Annotated in this window: 22 protein-coding genes; 17 read left to right on the top strand and 5 right to left on the bottom strand. The window is 28.1% G+C overall.

What is annotated here, in order from left to right; all coding sequences use genetic code 11:
• Positions 1-120 precede the first annotated feature (120 nt).
• Both ELQ07_RS05155 and ELQ07_RS08255 read right to left on the bottom strand, forming a co-directional pair.
• On the bottom strand, positions 121-405 hold the full coding sequence (locus ELQ07_RS05155) for a hypothetical protein (protein ID WP_243833563.1): 285 nt from the start codon (positions 403-405) through the stop codon (positions 121-123).
• Between the two features lie 254 nt (positions 406-659).
• The gene (locus ELQ07_RS08255) at positions 660-1,652 is read right to left on the bottom strand and encodes a hypothetical protein (RefSeq protein ID WP_208359323.1); all 993 of its coding nucleotides are present in this window, start codon (positions 1,650-1,652) and stop codon (positions 660-662) included.
• Between the two features lie 74 nt (positions 1,653-1,726).
• Between ELQ07_RS08255 and rimO the strand changes: the two genes are divergently transcribed.
• Positions 1,727-3,046 (top strand): 30S ribosomal protein S12 methylthiotransferase RimO, encoded by a 1,320-nt coding sequence (rimO, locus tag ELQ07_RS05145; RefSeq protein WP_134224840.1) that lies wholly within the window; start codon positions 1,727-1,729, stop codon positions 3,044-3,046.
• Positions 3,036-4,001, top strand: a complete 966-nt coding sequence (gene tilS / locus ELQ07_RS05140) for a tRNA lysidine(34) synthetase TilS (protein ID WP_070316813.1) — start codon at positions 3,036-3,038, stop codon at positions 3,999-4,001. The genes rimO and tilS overlap by 11 nt, the downstream gene beginning before the upstream one ends.
• Here tilS and ELQ07_RS05135 read toward each other — a convergent pair.
• The 3 genes from ELQ07_RS05135 to ciaI are packed head-to-tail and all read right to left on the bottom strand — an operon-like array spanning position 3,984 to position 5,988.
• Positions 3,984-4,697: an EI24 domain-containing protein gene (locus ELQ07_RS05135; RefSeq protein ID WP_063674786.1), complete on the bottom strand. Its 714-nt coding sequence runs from the start codon at positions 4,695-4,697 to the stop codon at positions 3,984-3,986. The two genes, tilS and ELQ07_RS05135, sit on opposite strands and share 18 nt — an antisense overlap.
• Before the next feature lies 1 nt (position 4,698).
• Positions 4,699-5,388 (bottom strand): dUTPase, encoded by a 690-nt coding sequence (gene dut / locus ELQ07_RS05130; protein WP_134224839.1) that lies wholly within the window; start codon positions 5,386-5,388, stop codon positions 4,699-4,701.
• Positions 5,389-5,424: 36 nt separating this feature from the next.
• Positions 5,425-5,988, bottom strand: coding sequence for an intracellular survival protein CiaI (ciaI, locus tag ELQ07_RS05125; protein WP_002826203.1), 564 nt, complete (start codon positions 5,986-5,988; stop codon positions 5,425-5,427).
• 73 nt (positions 5,989-6,061) lie between these two features.
• Between ciaI and ELQ07_RS05120 the strand changes: the two genes are divergently transcribed.
• The 15 genes from ELQ07_RS05120 to ELQ07_RS05050 all read left to right on the top strand — a co-directional run.
• On the top strand, positions 6,062-6,469 hold the full coding sequence (locus tag ELQ07_RS05120) for a hypothetical protein (protein WP_134224838.1): 408 nt from the start codon (positions 6,062-6,064) through the stop codon (positions 6,467-6,469).
• 71 nt (positions 6,470-6,540) lie between these two features.
• A complete protein-coding gene (locus tag ELQ07_RS05115; RefSeq protein WP_070246281.1) occupies positions 6,541-7,323 on the top strand; it encodes an ABC transporter permease in 783 nt (260 codons plus the stop codon).
• Positions 7,320-7,982, top strand: a complete 663-nt coding sequence (locus ELQ07_RS05110) for an ABC transporter ATP-binding protein (protein WP_022552422.1) — start codon at positions 7,320-7,322, stop codon at positions 7,980-7,982. The genes ELQ07_RS05115 and ELQ07_RS05110 overlap by 4 nt, the downstream gene beginning before the upstream one ends.
• Positions 7,982-9,100 (top strand): capsule biosynthesis protein, encoded by a 1,119-nt coding sequence (locus tag ELQ07_RS05105; protein WP_134224837.1) that lies wholly within the window; start codon positions 7,982-7,984, stop codon positions 9,098-9,100. Before ELQ07_RS05110 ends, ELQ07_RS05105 begins: the two co-directional genes overlap by 1 nt.
• Before the next feature lies 1 nt (position 9,101).
• Positions 9,102-10,760, top strand: coding sequence for a polysaccharide biosynthesis/export family protein (locus ELQ07_RS05100; protein ID WP_134224836.1), 1,659 nt, complete (start codon positions 9,102-9,104; stop codon positions 10,758-10,760).
• A 9-nt stretch (positions 10,761-10,769) separates the two neighbouring features.
• Positions 10,770-11,717, top strand: coding sequence for a KpsF/GutQ family sugar-phosphate isomerase (locus tag ELQ07_RS05095; RefSeq protein ID WP_134224835.1), 948 nt, complete (start codon positions 10,770-10,772; stop codon positions 11,715-11,717).
• Positions 11,717-13,348, top strand: coding sequence for a galactosyltransferase-related protein (locus ELQ07_RS05090; RefSeq protein ID WP_134224834.1), 1,632 nt, complete (start codon positions 11,717-11,719; stop codon positions 13,346-13,348). The genes ELQ07_RS05095 and ELQ07_RS05090 overlap by 1 nt, the downstream gene beginning before the upstream one ends.
• Positions 13,335-14,384 (top strand): glycosyltransferase family 2 protein, encoded by a 1,050-nt coding sequence (locus ELQ07_RS05085; protein ID WP_134224833.1) that lies wholly within the window; start codon positions 13,335-13,337, stop codon positions 14,382-14,384. Before ELQ07_RS05090 ends, ELQ07_RS05085 begins: the two co-directional genes overlap by 14 nt.
• 3 nt (positions 14,385-14,387) lie before the next feature.
• Positions 14,388-15,770: a glycosyltransferase family 2 protein gene (locus tag ELQ07_RS05080; protein WP_134224832.1), complete on the top strand. Its 1,383-nt coding sequence runs from the start codon at positions 14,388-14,390 to the stop codon at positions 15,768-15,770.
• A gap of 53 nt (positions 15,771-15,823) precedes the next feature.
• Positions 15,824-16,780, top strand: a complete 957-nt coding sequence (locus ELQ07_RS05075) for a UDP-glucuronic acid decarboxylase family protein (RefSeq protein WP_134224831.1) — start codon at positions 15,824-15,826, stop codon at positions 16,778-16,780.
• A 5-nt stretch (positions 16,781-16,785) separates the two neighbouring features.
• Positions 16,786-18,084 (top strand): UDP-glucose/GDP-mannose dehydrogenase family protein, encoded by a 1,299-nt coding sequence (locus ELQ07_RS05070; RefSeq protein ID WP_134224830.1) that lies wholly within the window; start codon positions 16,786-16,788, stop codon positions 18,082-18,084.
• Entirely contained in the window at positions 18,081-19,055 is a 975-nt protein-coding gene (gene galE, locus ELQ07_RS05065; RefSeq protein ID WP_134224829.1) for a UDP-glucose 4-epimerase GalE, read from the top strand. Before ELQ07_RS05070 ends, galE begins: the two co-directional genes overlap by 4 nt.
• A 1-nt stretch (position 19,056) precedes the next feature.
• The gene (glf, locus tag ELQ07_RS05060; protein ID WP_134224828.1) at positions 19,057-20,160 is read left to right on the top strand and encodes a UDP-galactopyranose mutase; all 1,104 of its coding nucleotides are present in this window, start codon (positions 19,057-19,059) and stop codon (positions 20,158-20,160) included.
• A 42-nt stretch (positions 20,161-20,202) separates the two neighbouring features.
• Complete coding sequence (locus ELQ07_RS05055) at positions 20,203-21,480, top strand: glycosyltransferase (RefSeq protein WP_166738575.1); 1,278 nt, start codon at positions 20,203-20,205, stop codon at positions 21,478-21,480.
• Between the two features lie 9 nt (positions 21,481-21,489).
• A partial coding sequence (locus tag ELQ07_RS05050) for a DUF4422 domain-containing protein (protein WP_134224826.1) occupies positions 21,490-22,424 on the top strand: 935 nt, incomplete at its 3' end.

Genomic DNA, 22,424 nt, shown 5'->3' with positions numbered 1-22,424 from the left:
AAAATTTTCTTTCTTCATTTTTAAGGTATTATTTTAGCAAATTTTACATTAAAAAATCTATTGCTACTTTTGTGAATGTTTAAGAAAATTTCTTATTTGACCTCTTCCCAAACTCCCTCTTCAACCTAGGCACATCTTTGAAGATAAATTTGATATACCCCCCCCCTCATACCAATTCTTACTAGCCTTAATAAATTCTTCTCCTAATTTATAAGTAAAACATTCTTTTTCTTTTAAAGTTTCATTATAATCAGGATAAGTTTCTAAAGGAGGTAAAGCTAAATTTGGATTTTTCTTTACTTTAAATTTATAAGCCTTTTGTTCTTGTTTATGTGAAATAACAATACTTAATATTATGAAAGGTAAAGATATAAAACCTAATACACTTTTAGAATTTATAATCAAAGCTTGTCCTAGTTTATAAGAAAGTTGGTTTTGAATTCTTGTTTTGGCTTTTCCGTAGTTATTTTGGAAATTTAGTAGATTTTCTTGTGATAAGGTAGATTTATCCTTATAAAAATGATATTCATTAATGATTTCTTTATAAATTTCTATTTGGGGAATTAAGTGATTAAAATTATATTTTTTTGGAATTTTTATGTTAATATTTTGTAATTTTTCAAAGTTTAAATTATTATTAATATGTTTTTTTGGATAGGTTAAAAAAATGCAATGAAATCACAATAAGATAATGAATCTTTATTAACTTTAATGTATGTATCTTCATCAATGCAAATGGAAGAATATATATCAACAAATATATTATCAAGACAAGGTTTTAATAAAATCTCACCATTTTTATTATAAATAAGAATATTGCTTGTAATTTTTCGTCTTTCTAACCAATTTGGTGAAACACAAATATTTGCATCTTCTTCTGTTGTCCAACAGTGATAACCTATCAGCTTAAACCCTTTATATTTATTTGGAAATTTTAGTAGATTGGAGTCAAATAACCTTATGCATTTTTCATTAAAAGCAGAATTAGAGCGATAATACATGATATTTTTTTTTGATAAATTTTCCAATGCATCTGCTTCGCAAATTTTAAAATGAAAGGTTGAACTGTGTGTATTATGTGTATTGTTTGTTAAAAAATTTTCTATATTATTAATAATACTATTTCCTAATTGTGAGTAAATTATATCAAATTGATGAGAGCCATCTTTTTCTCTTAAAAAAGAAAAATCAATTAAATTAAATTTTTCATAATAGTTATTTATATCGATGATATTAAAATTAAATTTTAGAGCTAATTTTTTGTGAATTTGGTTAATGACTTTAGAATTGTAATTAAAAAAAGGTAGTATCAGAATCAATATTTTACTATTCAAACAACTTAATTCTGTAAAAAATGATTTTACAATTTCATAAATTTCGATATTATTATAAGACCAAGAATCATTTACATTTGATTCAGAAATAATAAGTTCGGCATTTTTTAGTATAGTTTTATTTCTATCGCGTTTCAACTCGTATAAATTTTGTAGTGATGAAGATGCTCCCAAGGCTAAATTATAAAATTTTAATTTCTCCTGCTCCTTGTTGACAGTGGTATTAAATTTTTCAATACCTTCTTTTAATCCTTTTTGCAACCCATTTACCATTACAGAATTACTTCCACCTAATAAAACTACATTTTTTTCATTCATAAATTTTTCCTAATTATTATTTTGATATGATTTTAAGAAATTATTTTATCAAAAAATTTAAAAAAGCGAGAAAAATGTCAAAACTTTATCTTATGTCTTTAGGTTGTAATAAAAATTTAGTCGATAGTGAGATCATGCTAGGACGCCTTAGTGCTTATGAGCTTTGCGATGAACCAAGTAAAGCCGATGTTTTGATCGTAAATACCTGTGGTTTTATCGACAGTGCAAAAAAAGAAAGCATTAATGCGATTTTGGATTTGCACGAACAAAGAAAAAAAGATTCTCTTTTGGTGGTTACGGGTTGTTTGATGCAGCGTTACCGCGAAGAACTTATGAAAGAACTTCCTGAGGTTGATCTTTTCACAGGTGTGGGTGATTATGAAAGAATCGACGAAATGATACTTAAAAAAACAAATTTATTTTCAAATTCGACTTATTTGCAAAGTGAAAATTCTAAACGTATTATCACAGGTTCAAATTTCCATGCTTTTATAAAAATCGCCGAAGGTTGTAATCAAAAATGCTCTTTTTGTGCTATCCCAAGTTTTAAAGGCAAGTTAAAATCTCGCGAAATAAGTAGCATTATAGCTGAGCTTAAAGATTTGGTAGCTAGAGGTTATAAGGACTTTTCTTTTATTGCACAAGATACGAGTTCTTATTTGTTTGATAAGGGTGAAAAAGATGGGCTTATACGCTTAATCGATGAGGTCGAAAAAATCAAAGGTATAAGAGCGGCTAGAATTTTATATCTTTATCCTACGAGTGCGAGTGAAGCTTTGATCAAACGCATTATAGCTTCTGAAATTTTTGTAAATTATTTTGATATGCCTTTGCAGCACATAAGTGATAATATGCTTAAAATCATGAAGCGTGGGGCAAATAGCACAAGACTTAAAGAAATGCTAAATTTAATGAAAAGTGCGCCAAATAGCTTTTTACGCACGGGTTTTATCGTAGGGCATCCAGGTGAAAGTGAGGCGGATTTTGAAGAGCTTTGTGAGTTTGTTAAAGACTTTGGTTTTGATAGGGTGAGTGTTTTTGCGTATTCTAAGGAAGAAGATACAGCTGCTTTTGATATGGAGCAAGTGCCTTTTAAAGTGATCAATAAAAGACTTAAAATCATAGAAAAAATTGTTGATGAAGTGATAGAAAAAAGTTTTGAAAAAGAAGTAGGGCAAAAGCGTTTAGCAGTTTGCACAGGAGAAAGTAGCGAGGGAGAGTTTTTTATCGCAGCTAAAGATTTAAGATGGGATAGAGAGATTGATGGGGAAATTCTTATCAATGAAAGTGAATGTGGAAATTTAGAAATGGGGCAAATTTATGAATGTGAAATTTTACAAAACCTTGATAAAAAGCTCCTTGCTAAGGCTTTAAGAAAAGTAGATGCAAATTAAAGATGAAATTTTAGCCCTTTTAAAAAGGGGTAAAAATTTACTCGCTTTTTCTTATGGAAGTGATTCTAGTGCGCTTTTTTATCTTTTAATGCAAGAAAAGATCGACTTTGATCTTGTGATGATAAATTATAAAGCTAGAAAAAATAGTGATTTAGAAGAGTTAAAAGCCAAAGAACTTGCTTTGAAATTTCATAAAAAAATTTTCATAAAACAGGCTCCTAAATTTCAAAGTAATTTTGAAAAAAAAGCCAGAGATTTTCGCTATGATTTTTTTGAAAAAATTTGTCTTGAGCAAGATTATGATCATCTTATTTTAGCTCATCATTTAAATGATCAATTTGAATGGTTTTTGATGCAACTTTCTCGTGGCGCAGGTTTGGCTGAAATTTTAGGTATGCAAGAGTGTGAAAAACGATCAAATTATACACTTTTACGTCCTTTACTCTTTATAAGTAAAGATGAAATTTCATCTTTTTTAAAAGAAAAAGATATTTTTTATTTCCATGATGAAAGCAATGAAAATGAAAAATATTTTAGAAATTATATAAGAAAAAATTTCTCTAATGCCTTTGTGAGCGAATTTCATCAGGGTTTAAAAAGAAGCTTTTCTTATCTTGATGAAGATAGGAAAAAACTTTATGACTTTGAAAATATCAAAGAAGTTCAAGGACTTCTTATTTGCCCTAAAAATGAAAGTTTGATTGCTAGAGCGGTGAAAATGAAAGGTTTACTTTTAAGTACGGCACAAAGAAAGGAGTTTTTAAAGGGCGATTGTGTTTTAGGTGGTAAAATAGCACTTGTATATAAAAATGAACAAGCTATTGTTTTTGAGTATGAAACTTGTCAAAAATTACCCAAAAATTTCAAAGAAGAGTGCAGAATAGCTAAAATTCCAAGACTTTTAAGAGCTTATTTGTATAATCACAAAATCGATATTTTAAGCCTTAGCTTTTAATTTTAAAATTCTTTGATAGGCTAAATGTGTGAGAAAAATCACAAAAAACACTTGCAAAAAAAGTCCTAAAAGTGGCACTGATGAGAGTAGATAAAAACAAAGAGTGCTAAATTTAAACTCTAAAGGCGAAAAATCAGAAAGAAAGCTTTTAAAACTTTCTTTGTCTAAAATCGTGCTTGTAACATCAATCATTAAAAGTTTGTGAAAGAGATAATAAAAGGCAAGATAATATACAAAAATATTGATAAAAGGTAAAAATAAAGCCAAGGTACAAAGTAAAAAAATCCCTATAAATTTTATAAAAATTTTAAAAATTTCAAAGATAGTTTTTAGGGTTGAAACTTCGTTTGTATTATCATAATGGTAATATTTTTGGTTGATTTCTTTAGCGATAAAAGGAGTGAGAAAAGAAGTGATAAAAAGGGCTAAAAAAACCGAAGCAAAAACAACAATAAAACCTGAAAATAAAAAGCTTATGATGGTGATTAAAATTTGCACAAAATGAAGGGCATAAAACCACGCCCAAAACGAATCCTCTCCAACGCTAAATAAAGAATTAAAATAATCCAGCAAAGCCGAAAAGCCAAGTACTCCTAAAAAAAGCATCAGCACAAGGCTAAAAATCAAAGGAATTAAGGCAAATTTTAAAAATTTAAGACTTAAAAAATCTTTGATCGCAAGTTTTAAAATATCCAAATTATGCCTTTTTATAGCATTCTTCTAGTTTTTTATAAATAGTATCAAAATCAAGCTCTTGTTCTAAAATTTGAGCTAAAACTTCATTGTCTTCTTTGCCATTCCAAGTTTTTTTATAGCTACCTTCTTTGTAACCATTGTTTTGTCTAAAGATATTCAAAACATTTTTACCTATGTAGGTTTTATAAAGAATTTCAAGATTAAGTCCGCATTTGATAGCTAAAGTAAAATAGGTTGAAAGCAATTCTCCAAGATTAAATCCAAAGCCACTGCATTTGTGGATAATAAGCTCTATATCATTTAAAATACCATAAATATCACTCTCATTAGGATGTTCTTCTTCTTTGCAAAAATCTTGAAATACACTCACAGTATTAACTTCTGTAGCTATAGCTTTGAAATCTTTACCGTTTTTATCGCGATATTCTTCAAGTAAAAGACTTAAGATAAAATGCCAAATATCAACAATCTCTATACGCACATTTTCCCAATTTGTCGGACTTGAAATGTTTTTCCAATGTTTCCATGCAAAAGAGTCTATAAGTTCTGCACATTCCATATAAATACAGCGTCTCCAACTGATCAGTTTTCCTTCTTTGGTGTAGCCATTTTCCCAATTTAAGCCGTTTGTTTCATCGTTGAGTTTTTGTTGGAGTTTGAGCATATTTTCTAAAATTTCGATATTTGTCATTTAAAAACTCCTTGATAATTTTTAATATTATATGATTTAAGCGTAAAGATTTAAACTATCATCTGTCTTATCTTGATTTTCCTTGGCTTTTTCTTGTTGTTTTTCAAGTTGTTTTTTCATTTGTTCTAAAACTTCATCGAGGAGTTTTTTACTATCTTCAAGCATAGAAGCATTGATATCTTTATCATCTGTTTGATTTTGTTTTAGTAAATCACTGAGTTTATTTGTAAAATTATTCATAATAGCATTTTGATGGTTTTCATCATTTGGTGTTGGTAGAACATTTGCCATTTGCATAGCTGATTCTATAATTTCTTTTGGCTTTAACTCTCCGACTTTAGAATTTGCTAAAAAGTCTTTGATCATAGGTTCAACTTCTTTCATAGCATTTTTAATCTCATCAAGATCATTTTGTGTGAGCTTAGAGCCTTCAAAAGTAAAGCTAAAGCCATACTGACGCTTAAGATTAAGAGTTTTACCTTCTTCATTATTTGCATAACTTACGCTTTGATTATCATACATAGATAAGGCTAAATGTTTGCCACTTTTTGTTGTATAATCCATCGAAAAACTTTGGTTTTTACTAGCATCAATTTGCATTTCTTCCCCTTATATTTATAGTTTAGATTATAAATCGGTTATTTTTAAAAATATTTTAGTATAATTTTACAATATGGATGAAAGAATTTTAGAATTTATAAAAAATGAGCAGCTTTTATCTTGGGCTATGATTGATGAAAAAGGTGTTTATACAGCTAGTGCTTTTTATGTTTTTGATGAGAAGAATTTAGCTTTTATTATCGCTTCTCATGAAGATACTAAGCATATAAGATTAGCTAGTGAAAATTCAAGTATAGCACTTAATATAACTAAAGAAAATAAAATAGCCTTTTTAAAAGGTGTGCAAGCTAAGGCCGAGTTTAAAATGGCAAGCAAGGAACAAATGAAAATTTATTTTTCTAAATTTCCCTTTGCTAAGCTTGATAAAAGTGCAAAAATTTATGCTTTAGAGCTTTTTTGGCTTAAATTTACTAACAATGCTTTAGGACTTAGTAAAAAGCTTGAATTTTGTAAAAAATAAATTTTTATGATTTTATTTAAAAAAATGAGTTATGATTATAGTTTATGTAAATTGTTAGGTATAGAAAATAAATGTTAAATGTAATTCACGCTTTATTTTTTAGGGAGTTAAAAACTAGATTTGGTGCTAATAGGCATTTGGGTTATCTTTGGGTAGTTGGAGAACCAATGTCAATAACACTTGCTATCACAGCAATTGTCACTATTATAAGAGAATATCATCATCAAGTTATGCCTGAAGGAATTTCTATTTTTATGTTTTTAATTTCAGGTATTATGCCTTATTTTATGTTTAGAAGTATAGTAACTCAACTTATGAATGGTACTCAGGCAAATTTGGCTCTTTTTGCTTATAAACCTGTAAAGCCTATACATGTATTTATTGCTAGAACTTTGCTTGAGTTTTGTATTTATTTTGTGATTTTTATCACTGTGCTTTTTTTTGTAGGATGGTTTTTTAGATTTGATGTATTCCCAGTTCATTTACTTGGAGTTTTATTTTGTATTTTTTTACTTATGTGCTCAGCTTTTGCCTTGGGGGTTTGTTTTGCTATTATTTGGCATTTTGTAGAGCCTTTAAGAACTTTATTAACTTATTTTAGCATAGTGTTTTATTGGACTTCAGGTGTTATACTCCCTACTTGGCTAACTCCTCGTCCTTTACTTGATATATTATATTATAATCCTTTACTTCATATTTTTGAACTTTTAAGATTTAATTTTTTTGAGAATTATCCTTTACAAGATGAATATAGTTATTTTTATGCTATATTTTGGATTTTACTTGTTTTATTTATAGGACTTTTTGTCTATTACTATAACAGACAAGCTTTAACGGCGGCAAAAAAAGAATGATAAAGCTAATTAATTTAACTAAATCTTATCCTTTATTTAGCGGTGGGAGGCATTATGTTTTTAAAAATTTTACTTTTGAATTTCCTGAAAATTGTAGTATAGGATTGATGGGGGGTAATGGTGCAGGTAAGTCCACTCTCATGAGACTTTTAAGCGGGGCAGAGCTTCCTGATAGTGGTAAAATAATTACTAATAAAAAATTATCTTGGCCTTTAGGTTTAAATGGAGCTTTTCAAGGTTCTTTAACTGCTAGAGATAATGCTAAATTTGTAGCTAGAGTATATGGTTATAAAGGACAAGAGCTTCAAGAAAAAGTAAAATTCGTAGAAGATTTTGCAGAGCTTGGGAAATTTTTTGATGAGCCTATGAAGACTTATTCTTCGGGAATGAGTGCTAGGATAGCTTTTGGACTTAGCATGGCCTTTGATTTTGATTATTATTTAATTGATGAAGCTGGAGCTGTTGGAGATCCTGCTTTTAGGGAAAAAAGCGTGAAATTATATAGGGAAAGATTAAGCAAATCAAAAGTGATTATGGTATCTCATGATGTAGCTGAAATTAAAGAATGGTGTGATAAAATAATTTATATGAAAAATGGACAAATTACGGTTTATGATGATGTAGATGAAGGAATAGCTGCGTATCAAGGAAAAGCTTAATGGAAGAAAATAAAACTTTATTAGAAAAAATTAAAGATTTAGGTATATTTGATTCTTTTAAAATTGTTTGGTTTATAATGATTTTTGTTGTGATTTATTATACATTGATTGCAGCACCAAGATATGTAAGCACGATGATTTTAGATGTTAGATCAACAAGTGGAGAAAGTGCTCAAACAAGTGGAATTTTATCTTTACTTAGTAACACTTCTACGGCAAGTGAAGATTTAAATTATCTAAAAGGCTATATAGAATCAAGTGATATGCTAAAGATTTTGGATGAAAAAATCAAACTTAAAAGTCTTTATCAAGAACAACATATAGATTTGCCTTTTAAAATTTGGGATTCAAGTTCGATAGAATCTTATCTTAAATATTACCAAGCAAGAGTTAAGGTGCATACAGATGAAACCACTAAGCTTTTACAGGTAGAAGTAGAGGGTTTTACACCTAAATCAGCTCATTTGATTGCTCAAACTATTATGCAAGAAAGCGAAAAATTTATCAACGAAATCTCTCATAAAGCAGCTAGAGAACAAATGGCTTTTGCTGAAAATGAAGTACAAAAATACAAAGAACGATATCAAAAAGCACAAAATGATCTGATTGCTTTTCAAAATAAATATGGAGTTTTTGATCCTTTAAAGCAAGCTGAAAATAAAGCAAGTTTGGTTGCACAAATTGAGGCTAATCTAGCTCAAAAAGAAGCCAAGCTTTTAACTTTACAAAGCTATATGAATGATGCAGCACCTGAAGTAGTAGCACTTAAAGCAGAAATTGAAGCGATTAAAAAACAGCTTTTAAGGGAAAAATCTAAAATTTCAGCTAACAATTCTTCTCAAAAGCTTAATGATTTGGCTGCTAAATTTCAGGATTTAACTATAGAAGCTACTTTTGCGCAAAAAGCCTATGAAGCAGCTTTAAAAGCTTATGAAAGTGCTAGAGTAGAAGCTTTAAGGAAAATAAAACAACTTGTCATCATTCAAAGTCCAGATATTCCAGAAAGTGCAAAATATCCTGAAAGAATTTATGATATTTTAACAGCGTTTATTGTATTATCTTTGATTTTTGGGATTGTTAAATTTATTAAAATGATAATAGAGGAGCATAAGTATTAAAATGAAAAAAATATTAATTTTATTTTTTAGTTGTATTTTATGTTTTGGAGCTGTGGATGTTTCACAAATCATTTCAGCGGAAGATCAAGGTTCTACTACAACTAGTATAGATCAAAATTTAAGCACAAATTATGATATGGCAAATAAAGAAAATAATCTTACAAAAATTCATCAAATTTTAGTATTTGGTGCTCATCTTTTTAATGGAAATTTTAAAAATTACAATCAAAGAGTTTATAACCCAGATTATAAGATCGCAGTTGGTGATCAAATCAGTCTTAAAATTTGGGGAGCTGTTGAGTTTTCGCAAGTTTTAGTGGTGGATTCTCAAGGAAATATTTTTATCCCTAAAGTAGGAGCTGTAAATTTACTAGGTGTGAAAAATAGCGCCCTTGTAAGTGTTATAAAAGCACATGTTAATAAAATCTATAAAAGCAATGTTTTTGTTTATGCAGATATGAATGCTTATCAAAATGTCAGTGTTTTTGTAACAGGAAGTGTTAATGCTCCAGGACTTTATCAAGGACTTAGTTCGGATTCAGTGATACAGTATCTTGATAAAGCAGGGGGTATAAATTTAGAATATGGAAGTTTTAGAGATATTCAAATTTTGCGCAATAATAGTGTGATAAAAAATATCGATTTGTATGATTTTTTGCTAAAAGGGCAAATGGATCTTTTTCCTTTTAGAAGTGGAGATGTTATTTTAGTAGGAAATGTTCAAAATTACGCTTTTGTTAACGGTGATGTGCAAAGACCTTTTCGTTTTGAACTTTCAAATGATATTAAAACTTTAGCTGACTTAGCTAGAGTATCAGGTGCTAAACCTATCGTGACTAATGCTATCGTAAAAAGTTATGGTGAAGATCATAAACTTAATGTCAGTGCTTATAATAAAATGCAATTTTCAAAAGTTTTACTTAGAACAGGAGATGAGGTAGAATTTCACCCTGAGTATGTTTCTGAAAATATAACTATAAGTGTAAATGGCGAGCATAATGGTTTAAAAACTTTAATTGTAGGTAAAGGAACGACTTTAGAAGATATTTCTAAACTAATCAAGGCTAATCCGCAATCAAACATGCAAGCTTTGCAAGTATTTAGAAAAAGTGTAGCTAGAACTCAAAAAGAGCTTATCAATGCTCAGCTTAAAGAGCTTGAAACTCTAGCTTTAACTAGCAGTTCTGTTACAGCTCAAGGCGCAGCTATAAGAGCTCAACAAGCAAAAACGATTTTAGAATTTATTCAAAGAGCTAAGCAAGTAGAGCCTAAGGGTCAAATTGTCATCGATAATCCAAAGTCTTATGGCTCGGTTATATTGGAAGATGGTGATACTATTAATGTGCCAAGTAAGAATAATCTCATCATAGTTCAAGGCGAGGTTTCTTTACCTGGGGCTTTTGTGTATGATAAGGGTAAAGATTTAAGATATTATATCAATCTTGCAGGAGGTTATGGAGAAAGAGCGGATACTTCAAAAGTTTTGGTGATACGAAGCAATGGAAAAGCTGAAAAATATCATAGTGGTATAGATATGAAACCAGGTGATTCTGTGTTGGTATTGCCAAAAGTAGATAGTGAGAATTTGCAAATTTTTTCAATGTTAACTCAAATTCTTTATCAAATTGCTATCGCAACCAATGTTGTGCTTAATCTTTAAGGTTTAAATATGAATACTCTTGAAATAGCCAAAGAAGTCTTTGAAAAAGAAGCACAAGCTATTTTGGATTTGTCTAAAAATTTAGATGAAAATTTCAATCAAGCTATAAATTTGATGTTAAATACTAAAGGGCGTTGCATAGTCAGTGGAATGGGTAAATCAGGCCATATAGGCGCTAAGATAGCAGCTACTTTAGCAAGTACAGGAACGCCAAGCTTTTTCATCCATCCAGGAGAGGCTTTGCATGGAGATCTTGGAATGTTAACCCCTGAAGATGCTTTAATTGCTATTTCAAATTCAGGAGAAACTGAAGAGATTTTAAAAATCATTCCAGCTATAAAAAAGCGCAAAATTCCACTTATAGTAATGTGTGGTAAAAAAAATTCTACCCTTGTAAAGCAAGGCGATATATTTTTAAATATAGCTGTGGAAAAGGAAGCTTGTCCTTTGCAGCTTGCTCCTATGTCTTCAACAACGGCAACTTTAGTTATGGGAGATGCTTTAGCAGCTGCTTTGATGAAAGCAAGAAATTTCAAGCCTGATGATTTTGCACTTTTTCACCCAGGGGGAAGTTTGGGACGTAAGCTTTTAACTAAAGTAAAAGATCTTATGGTTTCAAGCAATCTTCCTATAGTGCATCCTGATACTGAATTTAATGATCTTGTTGATGTGATGACTAGTGGAAAGCTAGGGCTTTGTGTGGTGCTTGAAAATGAAAAATTGGTTGGTATCATCACTGATGGAGATTTGCGTCGTGCTTTAAAGGCAAGCGATAAGCCAAGATTTGATTTTAAAGCTAAAGAAATCATGAGCACTAATCCTAAAGTAGTCGATGCTGATGCTATGGCAAGTGAAGCAGAAGAGATCATGTTAAAACATAAAATCAAAGAAATTATAGTAGGAAAAGAAGAAAAAGTTGTAGGTATTATCCAGCTTTATGCCATAGGAAATGTTTAATGGCTCTTTTATCTGTTATTATCCCTTTTGGTTTAAGTAAAGAACGTCCCTATATAGAAGAAAGAGTTCTTCAAAAAGCTAAATTTTTTCAAAGTGATGAGAATATAGAATTTATTTTTGTTGAAGGATATTCATCTAAAAATCACGAGCTTAAAAATTTTATCCAAACAAATCATCATATTTATCTTAAAGATATGAATCAAAAAGCTTTTTCTCAAGGAAGATGTAGGAATTTAGGAGCAAGTTATGCGCATTCAAATGTTCTTTTATTTTTGGATGTGGATTGTTATATTTCTTTAGATAATTTTGAAAAAATTTTAAAACTAGTTCAAATTAAAAATATTTCTCAAAATATCAATGCTTTGGTAGTTTTACCCGTAGTGTATCTTAATAAAGATGCTAATGAAAAATTAAAACAATACGATGAGAAATTTTGGGATATTTTAATACAAGAGGATTTATTTACAGCAAAAAATACTTGGGTAAAATTTTTTGCCCCAAGTTCTACTTCAAGTATTGTGATAAATAAACATCAGTTTTTAAGATTAGGTGGAAATGATGAAAATTTTATTGGGCATGGTTATGAAGATTTTGATCTTTTTGCTAGAATTTTAAAAGCTTGTGTGAGTTTTGAAAAAATGCCTACTAATTTAAGCTATGATGCTAGAAATTGGAATTTTTTTAACTTTAAAGGTTTTAGATCTTGGTTTTCATTGCTTGGTCATGAGGCTTGTTTTTATGGAATTTATATGTATCATTTTTATCATGTAGAACCCAATCAAAATGCTTATATGCAAAATAAAGATAAGAATCATCAGCTTTTTTATAAGCATTTAAAAAATATCAAAAAACATGATTTAAAGCCTTTGCAAGTTTTTAAAGCCAAAGGTGAAAAAGTTTTAATACTTTTTAAAGACCAAAATTATGATTTTAAGGATATTAGTGTTTATGTGGGAGAAACCATTTATAAAAATATAAGTGATTTTTTTATAGCTAAAGAGTTAAAATATAAACTTTTGTTGGATTTTTTACAACAAGAAAAAATCACTAAAATATTTTTGGATGCAAGTATAAAAGAAGAAATTGATGGTATAGATTATTGTGATATTTTTTATTTTCAAAAAGGAATTTTACCTCATTCTTGGTTTTTTGCAAAAAATTTAGATTTAGATTATAAACAAGATTTAATTTTAAGCGAGCAAAAACTTTATCAAGTGAAAGAATATTTCTTAACTTTAAAGAAGGATGAAAAAAAAGTTATCTTGGATTTTTTAAGCCAAAATAATGATGATAAGTGTGATTTGTATGAAATGCTTTATTATTTGATTAACGAAGTTTATAGTTTTGAGCATGATGGGATTTTTTATCAAATCATCATTGATAAAGAAAAAATGCTGATGGCGCAAAAACATGATAAAAGCTTTTATCCTTTAGGATCTTTTATTTATAAACCTTATTTGTATGAGCTTAAGAGTATAAGACCTTTTTCATTTTTGATGAAAATTTTAGGTTTAGAGTATCTTGGTGCTATGATTTCACATACTAAATTTTATCGTTTGGCAAGAAAATTGTTTTTTAATCCTAAGGGGTTTTTTGAGGATTTGAGAGCTAAAAAGAATGCAAACGTATAAATGTTTAGTTAAACCTAAAATTTCTGTTATTATCCCTTCTTATAATTCGGCTAAATATATAAAAGAATGTTTAGACAGTGTGATTTTTCAAAGTTTAAAAGAGATTGAAATTTTATGTATAGATGCATATTCAATTGATGGAACTATAGATATATTAAAATCATATAAAAAGCAAGATAGTAGAATTAAAATTATTTTTTCAAAAAAAAAGAGTTTGGGTTATCAAATTAATCTAGGATTAAAAGAAGCCAAAGGAGAATATTGCACAATAGTTGAAAGTGATGATTATGTAAAAATAGATATGTGTGAAAAACTTTATAGATTAGCTTGCAATCAAGATTGCCAAGTAGTTAAATCTGATTTTATTGGTTTTGAAGATAAGGAGAAAGAAAGAATTTTTAAAAACCTCTCTATATGTTATGATCAAGCTTTATATAATAAAAAAACTAATTCGTATTTAAATCCAAGTATTATTATAAATTCTTGGAATATGAATCAATCTAGTCTTTATAAAATGGATTTTATTAAAAAATACAATATAAGAGCAAATGAAACAAAGGGTGCTTCTTATCAAGATATAGGATTATGGTTTCAAATTTTAAGTTTGGCTTCAAGTATTTATTTTTGTCAAGAGGGGTTTTATTTTTATAGACAAGATAATGAAAATGCTTCGGTTAAGAGTAAAGATAAAATATATTGTGTCTGCGATGAGTTTGAGTTTTTAGATAAGTTTTTTGATAAGAATTTAGAGCTTAAAAGTAGATTGCAAGATGTTTTTTATTGTTTTAAATTTAAAATATATTCATGGAATTTAAAGCGTATTGATGATAAGTATAAGTTAGAATTTTTATATAAATTTTCACAAGATTTTTCACTTATTTATGATAAGTTAGATAAAACAGTGTTTAAAGTTAGTGAAATATCTGAAGTTTCTTGCATTGTTCAAGATCCTAGTAAATACTATAAAAAATATAATAGTGTTTTTTATAGTATAAAAAAAAAGATTTTTAGAATAAAAAGAAAATATTTTAGGTAAAAGATGAATAAAACAGTAGGCGTAGTTATCCCAATCTATAATGTAGAAAAATACTTAAAAGAATGTTTAGATAGTGTTGTTAATCAAACTTATAAAAATTTACAAGTTGTACTTGTAAATGATGGTAGCACTGATGAAAACTCATTTAATATAGCTAAAGAATACACTTTAAAAGATGAAAGATTTATACTTTTTGATAAAAAAAATGGTGGTCATAGTTCTGCTAAAAATGTCGGCATAGAGTATTTTAGTGGAGAATATATACTTAAAAATAAAACTCAAATTTTAGAAAAAAATTCTTTAATAGAATTTAATATAGAAGGTAATAATCCCTATGAAATTTATATAGTGTATAAAAGTTATAAAGCTTTTCATACTACTAAAGATTTAGCTGATTTTATTTATCCTAGTATAGACTATATTATCTTTTTGGATTCTGATGATTATTGGGAGCTTGATTGTATAGAAAAATGTGTTCCTAGAATGAATCGGGTTAATGTTCTTTGGTTTGATTATAAGTTTTTAAATAAAAATAAAGCGACTCAAATGGAAATTTATGATTACACAGAAGAACAAATCATTGCTCCTTTGCAATGGTTAAAAAGGACTAGGGAAATAGGTAATTATTTATTTTGGTATGCTTGGCAAGGAATGATTGACTTTACTTTTTTGCAAAAAATAAATATTAAATTTATTAATCAGATCATCCATGAGGATCATCATTTTGGTATAGCACTTTTTTCTATGGCTGATAATATATACATATATCCTGAGAAAAAATATATATATCGTTTTAGAGAAAACAGTATAAGCAATCAAAAACAATATAGCATAAATACTAACTCTTATTTGTATACTTTATATATAGAATTTAATAAAAATACCTATGAATTAAAAAGGTATCAAATGTCTATGAATTGGATTTTTACTTGTTTAGAATTGATAAAAGTTTTAAAATATAATTCAAATAATGAAATATCAATCCTTGTTGAACAAACCTTTTTGCCTACTTTGCTTGATAGAACTTTGATTATTTTTTTTATAGATAAAGATCCGTTGTTGCTTAAAAATAAACTGCAAGAATTAAAAGATTATTTTGAAAAATTTCATTTAAGTGGAGCAGAATGTCTTAAATATCAATTGTCTTATCGTTTAGGGCAATTTGTTTTATCTAACTATAGAAGTTTAAGAGGTTTGATAAAAATTGTTTTAAATGCTAAAAAAATGATACTAAATATTCAAAAAGAACAAGAGTTGTTTCAAGAAACAATCAAAAATTACCCTTTTATTGTTTTTTCTTCTTGTAGTGAAGATCTAGAAAGTAGAAAAATCAAAAAACATTATTCTTATCGTTTAGGGAAATTTTTAAAAATTATTTTAATATAAGCTAGTTTGAATTATAATAATAAGTTTTTATAGAAATTGGGAAAGTGTTTATAATGAAGATTATTTTAATCACTGGGGGAACGGGATTTTTAGGTTCTAATTTATGTAAAAGATTGCTTAGTGAAGGTAATAAAATTATTTGTGTAGATAATAACTATACAGGTAGAATGGAAAATATCAAAGAACTTTTAGAAAATGAAAATTTTACTTTTATAGAGCATGATATTTGCAAGCCATTAAAAATCACACAAAAGCTTGATCAAATTTATAATTTTGCTTGTCCAGCTTCTCCACCTGCTTATCAAGGAAAACACGCCATAAAAACAACAAAAACAAGTGTGTATGGCGCTATAAATATGCTTGAACTTGCAAAAGAGCATAATGCAACGATTTTACAAGCTTCAACTTCAGAAGTTTATGGAGATCCGCTCGTTCATCCACAAAATGAAGAATATAGAGGCAATGTAAATCCTATAGGAATTCGTGCTTGTTATGATGAAGGAAAAAGATGTGCAGAAAGTTTATTTTTTGATTATCATAGGCATGAAGGTGTGGATATTAAAATAATAAGAATTTTTAATACCTATGGAGAAAATATGGATCCAAATGATGGCAGGGTTGTAAGTAATTTTATATGTCAAGCTTTAAGTGGAAAAGATATTACAATTTATGGAGATGGTTCGCAAACGCGTTCTTTTTGTTATGTGGATGATTTAATTGATATTATTATTAAAGTGATGAATTCTTCAAAAGATTTTCAAGGACCTATAAATACTGGTAATCCTGGTGAATTTACCATAAAAGAGTTAGCGCAAAAGGTTATAGAAAAAACAGGTTCTAAATCAAAGATTATCTATAAAGATTTGCCATTAGATGATCCAACTCAAAGAAAACCTGATATTTCTTTAGCTAAAGCTAAATTTAATTGGGAGCCAAAGATAAATTTAGATGAAGGTTTAGAAAAAACTATAAAGTATTTTAAAGAAAAAATTACAGAATTTAAAGGATAAAATTTATGAAAGTAGGAATCATAGGAACAGGTTATGTTGGACTTCCAACAGGTGTTGGATTAGCAGAACTTGGAAATGATGTTATTTGTATAGATAGAGAAAAATCAAAAATTGATGCCTTAAATAGTGGAATTTTAACAATTTATGAAGATAATCTTGAAGAGCTTTTTCATAAAAATGTAAAAGAAGGTCGTTTAAAATTTACAACTTCTATGCAAGAAGGTATTAAAGATGCGGATTTAGTGATCATAGCAGTAGGAACTCCACCGCACCCAGTTACAAAAGAAGCAGATATGAAGTATATTCATGCAGCTGCAACTGAGTTAGCTGATTATTTAACAGGTTATACAGTAATTGCTACAAAATCTACTGTTCCTGTTGGTACGGGTGATGATATAGAAAGTTTAATTAGCAAGAAAAATCCAAATGCAGAATTTGATGTTCTTTCTTTGCCTGAGTTTTTAAGAGAAGGTTTTGCAGTATATGATTTTTTCAATCCAGACAGAATTATAGTAGGAACAAATTCACAAAGAGCAAAAGCGGTGATAGAAAAACTTTATGAGCCTTTTAAAGGAAAAAGCGAGTTGCTTTTTGTAAGTCGTCGTTCTTCAGAGACTATCAAATATGCTTCAAATGCATTTTTGGCTATTAAAATTCATTATATTAATGAAATGGCAAATTTTTGTGAAAAAGCTGGAGCTGATATTTTAGAAGTTGCTAAAGGTATGGGTCTTGATACTAGGATAGGAGATCGCTTTTTAAATCCTGGGCCTGGATATGGAGGTTCATGTTTTCCAAAAGATACTTTAGCTATGGCTTTTATGGGTAAGCAAAATGATATCGATTTAACTTTAATCAATGCAGCTATCAAGGGAAATGAAGAGCGTAAAAACCATATGTGCGAAAGAATTTTAAATAGTATTAAAGATATCAAAAATCCAAAAATAGCCGTACTTGGCCTTGCTTTTAAGGATGGCACTGATGATTGTAGAGAAAGTCCCGCTGTAGATATTGTTTTTAGGCTTTTGGAACAAAAAGTTCAAATTTGCGCTTATGATCCAAAGGCTATGGATTTAGCTAAGCAAATTTTAGAGGATAAGATTGATTATGCTGATTGCATGTATGAAGCCATAAAAGATGCTGATGTGATTGCTATACTAACAGAATGGAAAGAATTTTCAAGTCTTGATTTAAAAAAGGCTTACGATTTGGTAAGGCATAAAAAAATTGTTGATTTAAGAAATTTACTTGATAAAAATGAAGCTATAAAGTTAGGTTTTGAGTATCAAGGTGTAGGTAGATGAAGAATATTTTAGTTGTAGGTGGTGCAGGATATATAGGCTCACATACCTTAAAACATTTGCTGGACAATGATTATAATTGTATTGTCATGGATAATCTTATCTATGGACATAAACAAGCTATAGATAAAAGAGCTAAATTTATTCATGCAGATTTACTAGATACCTTTTCTTTAACCAATGTTTTCAAGCAAGAAAAAATAGATGCTCTAGTGCATTTTGCAGCTTTTGCTTATGTAGGAGAAAGCGTTGTAAATCCTGCAAAATATTATCAAAATAATGTAGTAGGAACTATAAATCTTTTAAATGCAATGCTTGAAAATAATATTAAGGATATAGTATTTTCAAGTACTTGTGCAACTTACGGAGAGCCGCAATATACTCCAATTGATGAAAAACACCCTCAAAATCCTATTAATGCTTACGGAAGAACTAAGCTTATGATAGAACAAGTTTTTGCTGACTATGAAAAAGCTTATGGTTTAAGGCATATTTCTTTAAGATATTTTAATGCTGCAGGTGCAAGCAATGATGGACTTATCGGTGAAAGTCATGAACCTGAAACTCATTTAATTCCTTTAGTTTTAAAGGCTATAAAAGGAGAAATTCCTGCTATAAATATTTTTGGAAATGATTATGATACCGAAGATGGAACTTGCATAAGAGATTATATTCATGTAGAAGATTTAGCATTGGCTCATCGTTTAGCCTTAGAAAATTTATATAAATTTAGCGGTTGCATAAATCTTGGTACCGGAATAGGTACAAGTGTAAAAGAAATCATCAGTGCAGCTGAAATTGTAAGTGGTAAAAAGTGCCCTATAAATTATACACCAAGAAGAGAAGGGGATCCTGCAAGATTATACGCAGATAATAAAAAAGCAAAAGAAATCTTATCTTGGGAAGCAAAATATACTGATATTAAAGATATAATTAAAAGTGCTTGGGATTGGGAAAATAATAGAAAGTATTAAAATGAAAAAAGTAAAAAATTTAATTGTAGGTTGTGGGCTTAGTGGGGCGATTTTAGCTGAGCGTTTAGCTAGTAAAGGACAAGAAGTTTTAATCATAGATAAAAGAGAGCATATCGGTGGAAATATTTATGATTATAAGGATCAAGAAACTAATATAACTGTCCATAAATATGGACCTCATATTTTTCATACTAGTATCAAAGAAGTATGGGAGTATCTAAGTCGTTTTACAAAATGGCATTATTTTATGTATAGAGTAAAAGCTTTTATAGATGGCAAAGAGGTAAATATCCCATTTAATCTTGATACTTTGCATAAAGTTTTTCCAGAGTATTTAGCTAAAGATCTTGAACAAAAATTAGTAAGTAAATTTACTTTTAATTCCAAAATTCCTATTTTAGAATTAAAAAATGCAAACGATAAAGATTTAGAATTTTTAGCCGAGTATATTTATAAAAAAGTTTTTTTGGGATATACAGTAAAACAATGGGGTGTAAAACCTGAAGAACTTGATTTTTCAGTTAGTGCAAGGGTTCCTGTATATATAAGTCGTGATGATAGATATTTTGTAGATACTTATCAAGCTATCCCAAAAGATGGTTATACAAAAATGATTGAAAATATAATCAACCATCCTTTGATAAAAGTACAATTAAATATTGATTTTAAAGATATAAAAAAAGATATAGAATATGAAAGATTGTTTTATACAGGAGCGATTGATGAATTTTTTGATTATAAATTTGGAAAATTACCTTATAGAAGTTTAAATATAATATTTGAAACCTTTGATAAAGAGTATATGCAATCAGGTCCTCAGATAAATTATCCTGAAAATTACGATTTTACAAGAAGTGTTGAGTATAAATATTATCTTGATGAAAAATCTAATAAAACCATACTTTCTTATGAATTTCCTTGTGAATATGAAGAAGGCAAGAACGAAAGATACTATCCTATACCTAATCATGAAAATCAAAAACTATATGAGAGATATTTAAATGAAGCTACTAAACTTACAAATGTGTATTTTTTAGGTAGGCTTGGCGATTACAAGTACTATGATATGGATAAGGCTGTAGAGAGAGTGTTAAAGATTAAGTAGATTATTTTTTATATTCAAATAAGATTGAAAGGATTGATGATTATGAATAATTTTTATGATAAAAAAAATAAAAAAAAAGCTTTGTTAATTATGGCTGCAACTCATGATTATTTGTTTGCTGTAGCTAATGTTCTTATTGGATTAAAAAAATATTCACAGAATATGTTTGATGATATCATTATATATACAGATAAAAATGCAAAAGAACAAGATAAAAATGCGATATGTAAAATATTTTCAGATATTATTTTTAAGGAATATACTTTTCAAATTTCAAATTTGGAAGATAGAGAAAGATTAAAATATTTTTCAAATATGCCTTATGCTAGATTTGAAATGTTGACTTATTTAGATCGATATAAAAAAGTTGTCTGGTTTGATAGTGATTTTTTAATTGTTGATGATATTAGTGGTTTGTTAAATTATGGTAAAACTGGTATTTCAATGTCTTTAGATCTATATCCTTATCCGATCAATCACTCTATAAGAGATTTTTTTATCGATGAAATCGATGAAATCGATATGAATGCCACTGCTTATGCTTCAGGTTTAATTATATTCTCTGATGCATTAAAGAATCCTTTGGAAATAAGAAAATATCTATATCAAAAATTAGAACAATATTCTTCAAAACTAAGATATGCTGAGCAAGGTATATTGCAAATGATGATTGAGAAATTTGATTTAAAAGTTGATATTTTTCCAAAAGATATATATCATGTATTTTCTTATGAAAATAAAAATAATGCAAAATTAATTCATTTATTGGGATATAATAAACCTTGGAAAGTTTATCTAGGAAGTGCGTATGATGAATGGTATGACAACCATAAAGAATGGATTAATTTGGGTGGAACTGAAGCATTTACTTTTGCAGAATTGCTTAAGTTAAACAAGGAAGAATTTTTTAATTCGCTAGATTTATATTCTTCTTATAAAAATCAATTTTATTTTTTTGGCGATAAAAGATATCAAAATTTATTATTTTTTCAATATGAATTAAATAGCAAATGTTTGGGTGCTGTATTATTAGTTAAATCTCACTTATCTTATAAAATTGGAAACGCTATCGTAAATACAAGACCATATAAGCTTCCGTTCGTAATATTAAAAATTTTTGTATTCCATATTTTTTCAAAATTAATTTTTAAAAGTATTATTAATATTAATCCAACCTTAAATAAATTAAAATTAGAACAATACGATGATTATTTAGATGCATTACAGATAAAAGAAAGTCATTTATATAAAATTGGAGCTATGTTTTTGAAAAATCCACTCTATTTTTTAAAAAATAGAGTAACTAAGAATAAATTTTAAGATTTATCTATGAGAAATAATTTAATAAAAATTTTTATAGGTTATCATAAACCAGATTTTTTAATTAAAAGCAATATATTTGAACCGATATTTTTAGGCAAAGAAATATATACTCAAGAAACTAAAGATGGTTATATTACTGATAGCGGATTTAGTTTTTTATCAGAAAATATGTTACAAGATAATATAGGGTTTAATATATCACACTTGAATCGTTATTTTTGTGAATTAACTGGTATTTATTGGATATGGAAGAATTATTCCAACCTATATAATCTCGATTATATAGGTTTTATGCATTATAGACGCCATTTTATTTCTAAAGATTTATCAAGTTTTTTAAAGCTTGATTCTGATGCTAGATACTCATATATTATTAATAAAATTGATTATACTTATATCAAATATATAAATGATTTTTTAAAAGATAAAATAGAATGCGATTTAATTATTCCTTATATGTTTGATTTTAAAAAGAGTTTGTTTCATGAAACAAATATAGAAGAATTTTTTTGCAGACAGCATGGTTTAACTAATACTAGTTTTAAAACTCTTGAATATATTATTAAATATAAATATCCAGATTATTATGATATATTTATCGAATTTTCTAAAGGAACTGCTTATTATCCATGTAATATGTTTATAATGAAAAAAGAATTGTTTTGTAAATATTGTACTTTTTTATTTGATATAATGTTTAGTCTTTTTGATATTTTCGAAGAAATGCTAAAGAATTTAGATTCTTTATGGGAAAAACGGAATTTGGCATGGATAAGTGAATTTGTCTCAACTTTGTTTTTTTTAAAATATATTCGCGATAATCATAATAATGTTGAATTTTTGCCTATTTCTTTTGTGCAAAATACCATAGAAAATAAAATGGTCGGTGCTGTTAAAATTGTTGAAAATCATTTATCTTATAAAATAGGGAAAAAAATTAT

The sequence above is a fragment of the Campylobacter sp. US55 genome, assembly GCF_004378955.1.
GTDB classification, from domain to species: Bacteria; Campylobacterota; Campylobacteria; order Campylobacterales; family Campylobacteraceae; genus Campylobacter_D; species Campylobacter_D jejuni.
The sequence above is the reverse complement of the archived record's forward strand: the minus strand, read 5'-3'. Positions and strand labels throughout refer to the sequence as shown.

What these genes read in the sequence shown, in the direction of transcription:
- dut (WP_134224839.1), bottom strand. Translation starts at nt 5,388, where the DNA reads ATGACAAATATCGAAATTTTAGAAAATATGCTCAAACTCCAACAAAAA.
- ELQ07_RS05090 (WP_134224834.1), top strand. Translation starts at nt 11,717, where the DNA reads ATGGCTCTTTTATCTGTTATTATCCCTTTTGGTTTAAGTAAAGAACGT.
- ELQ07_RS05100 (WP_134224836.1), top strand. Translation starts at nt 9,102, where the DNA reads ATGAAAAAAATATTAATTTTATTTTTTAGTTGTATTTTATGTTTTGGA.
- glf (WP_134224828.1), top strand. Translation starts at nt 19,057, where the DNA reads ATGAAAAAAGTAAAAAATTTAATTGTAGGTTGTGGGCTTAGTGGGGCG.
- ELQ07_RS05055 (WP_166738575.1), top strand. Translation starts at nt 20,203, where the DNA reads ATGAATAATTTTTATGATAAAAAAAATAAAAAAAAAGCTTTGTTAATT.
- ELQ07_RS05070 (WP_134224830.1), top strand. Translation starts at nt 16,786, where the DNA reads ATGAAAGTAGGAATCATAGGAACAGGTTATGTTGGACTTCCAACAGGT.
- ciaI (WP_002826203.1), bottom strand. Translation starts at nt 5,988, where the DNA reads ATGCAAATTGATGCTAGTAAAAACCAAAGTTTTTCGATGGATTATACA.
- galE (WP_134224829.1), top strand. Translation starts at nt 18,081, where the DNA reads ATGAAGAATATTTTAGTTGTAGGTGGTGCAGGATATATAGGCTCACAT.
- ELQ07_RS05105 (WP_134224837.1), top strand. Translation starts at nt 7,982, where the DNA reads ATGGAAGAAAATAAAACTTTATTAGAAAAAATTAAAGATTTAGGTATA.
- tilS (WP_070316813.1), top strand. Translation starts at nt 3,036, where the DNA reads ATGCAAATTAAAGATGAAATTTTAGCCCTTTTAAAAAGGGGTAAAAAT.
- ELQ07_RS05095 (WP_134224835.1), top strand. Translation starts at nt 10,770, where the DNA reads ATGAATACTCTTGAAATAGCCAAAGAAGTCTTTGAAAAAGAAGCACAA.
- ELQ07_RS05120 (WP_134224838.1), top strand. Translation starts at nt 6,062, where the DNA reads ATGGATGAAAGAATTTTAGAATTTATAAAAAATGAGCAGCTTTTATCT.
- ELQ07_RS05110 (WP_022552422.1), top strand. Translation starts at nt 7,320, where the DNA reads ATGATAAAGCTAATTAATTTAACTAAATCTTATCCTTTATTTAGCGGT.
- ELQ07_RS08255 (WP_208359323.1), bottom strand. Translation starts at nt 1,652, where the DNA reads ATGAATGAAAAAAATGTAGTTTTATTAGGTGGAAGTAATTCTGTAATG.
- ELQ07_RS05075 (WP_134224831.1), top strand. Translation starts at nt 15,824, where the DNA reads ATGAAGATTATTTTAATCACTGGGGGAACGGGATTTTTAGGTTCTAAT.
- rimO (WP_134224840.1), top strand. Translation starts at nt 1,727, where the DNA reads ATGTCAAAACTTTATCTTATGTCTTTAGGTTGTAATAAAAATTTAGTC.
- ELQ07_RS05080 (WP_134224832.1), top strand. Translation starts at nt 14,388, where the DNA reads ATGAATAAAACAGTAGGCGTAGTTATCCCAATCTATAATGTAGAAAAA.
- ELQ07_RS05085 (WP_134224833.1), top strand. Translation starts at nt 13,335, where the DNA reads ATGCAAACGTATAAATGTTTAGTTAAACCTAAAATTTCTGTTATTATC.
- ELQ07_RS05115 (WP_070246281.1), top strand. Translation starts at nt 6,541, where the DNA reads ATGTTAAATGTAATTCACGCTTTATTTTTTAGGGAGTTAAAAACTAGA.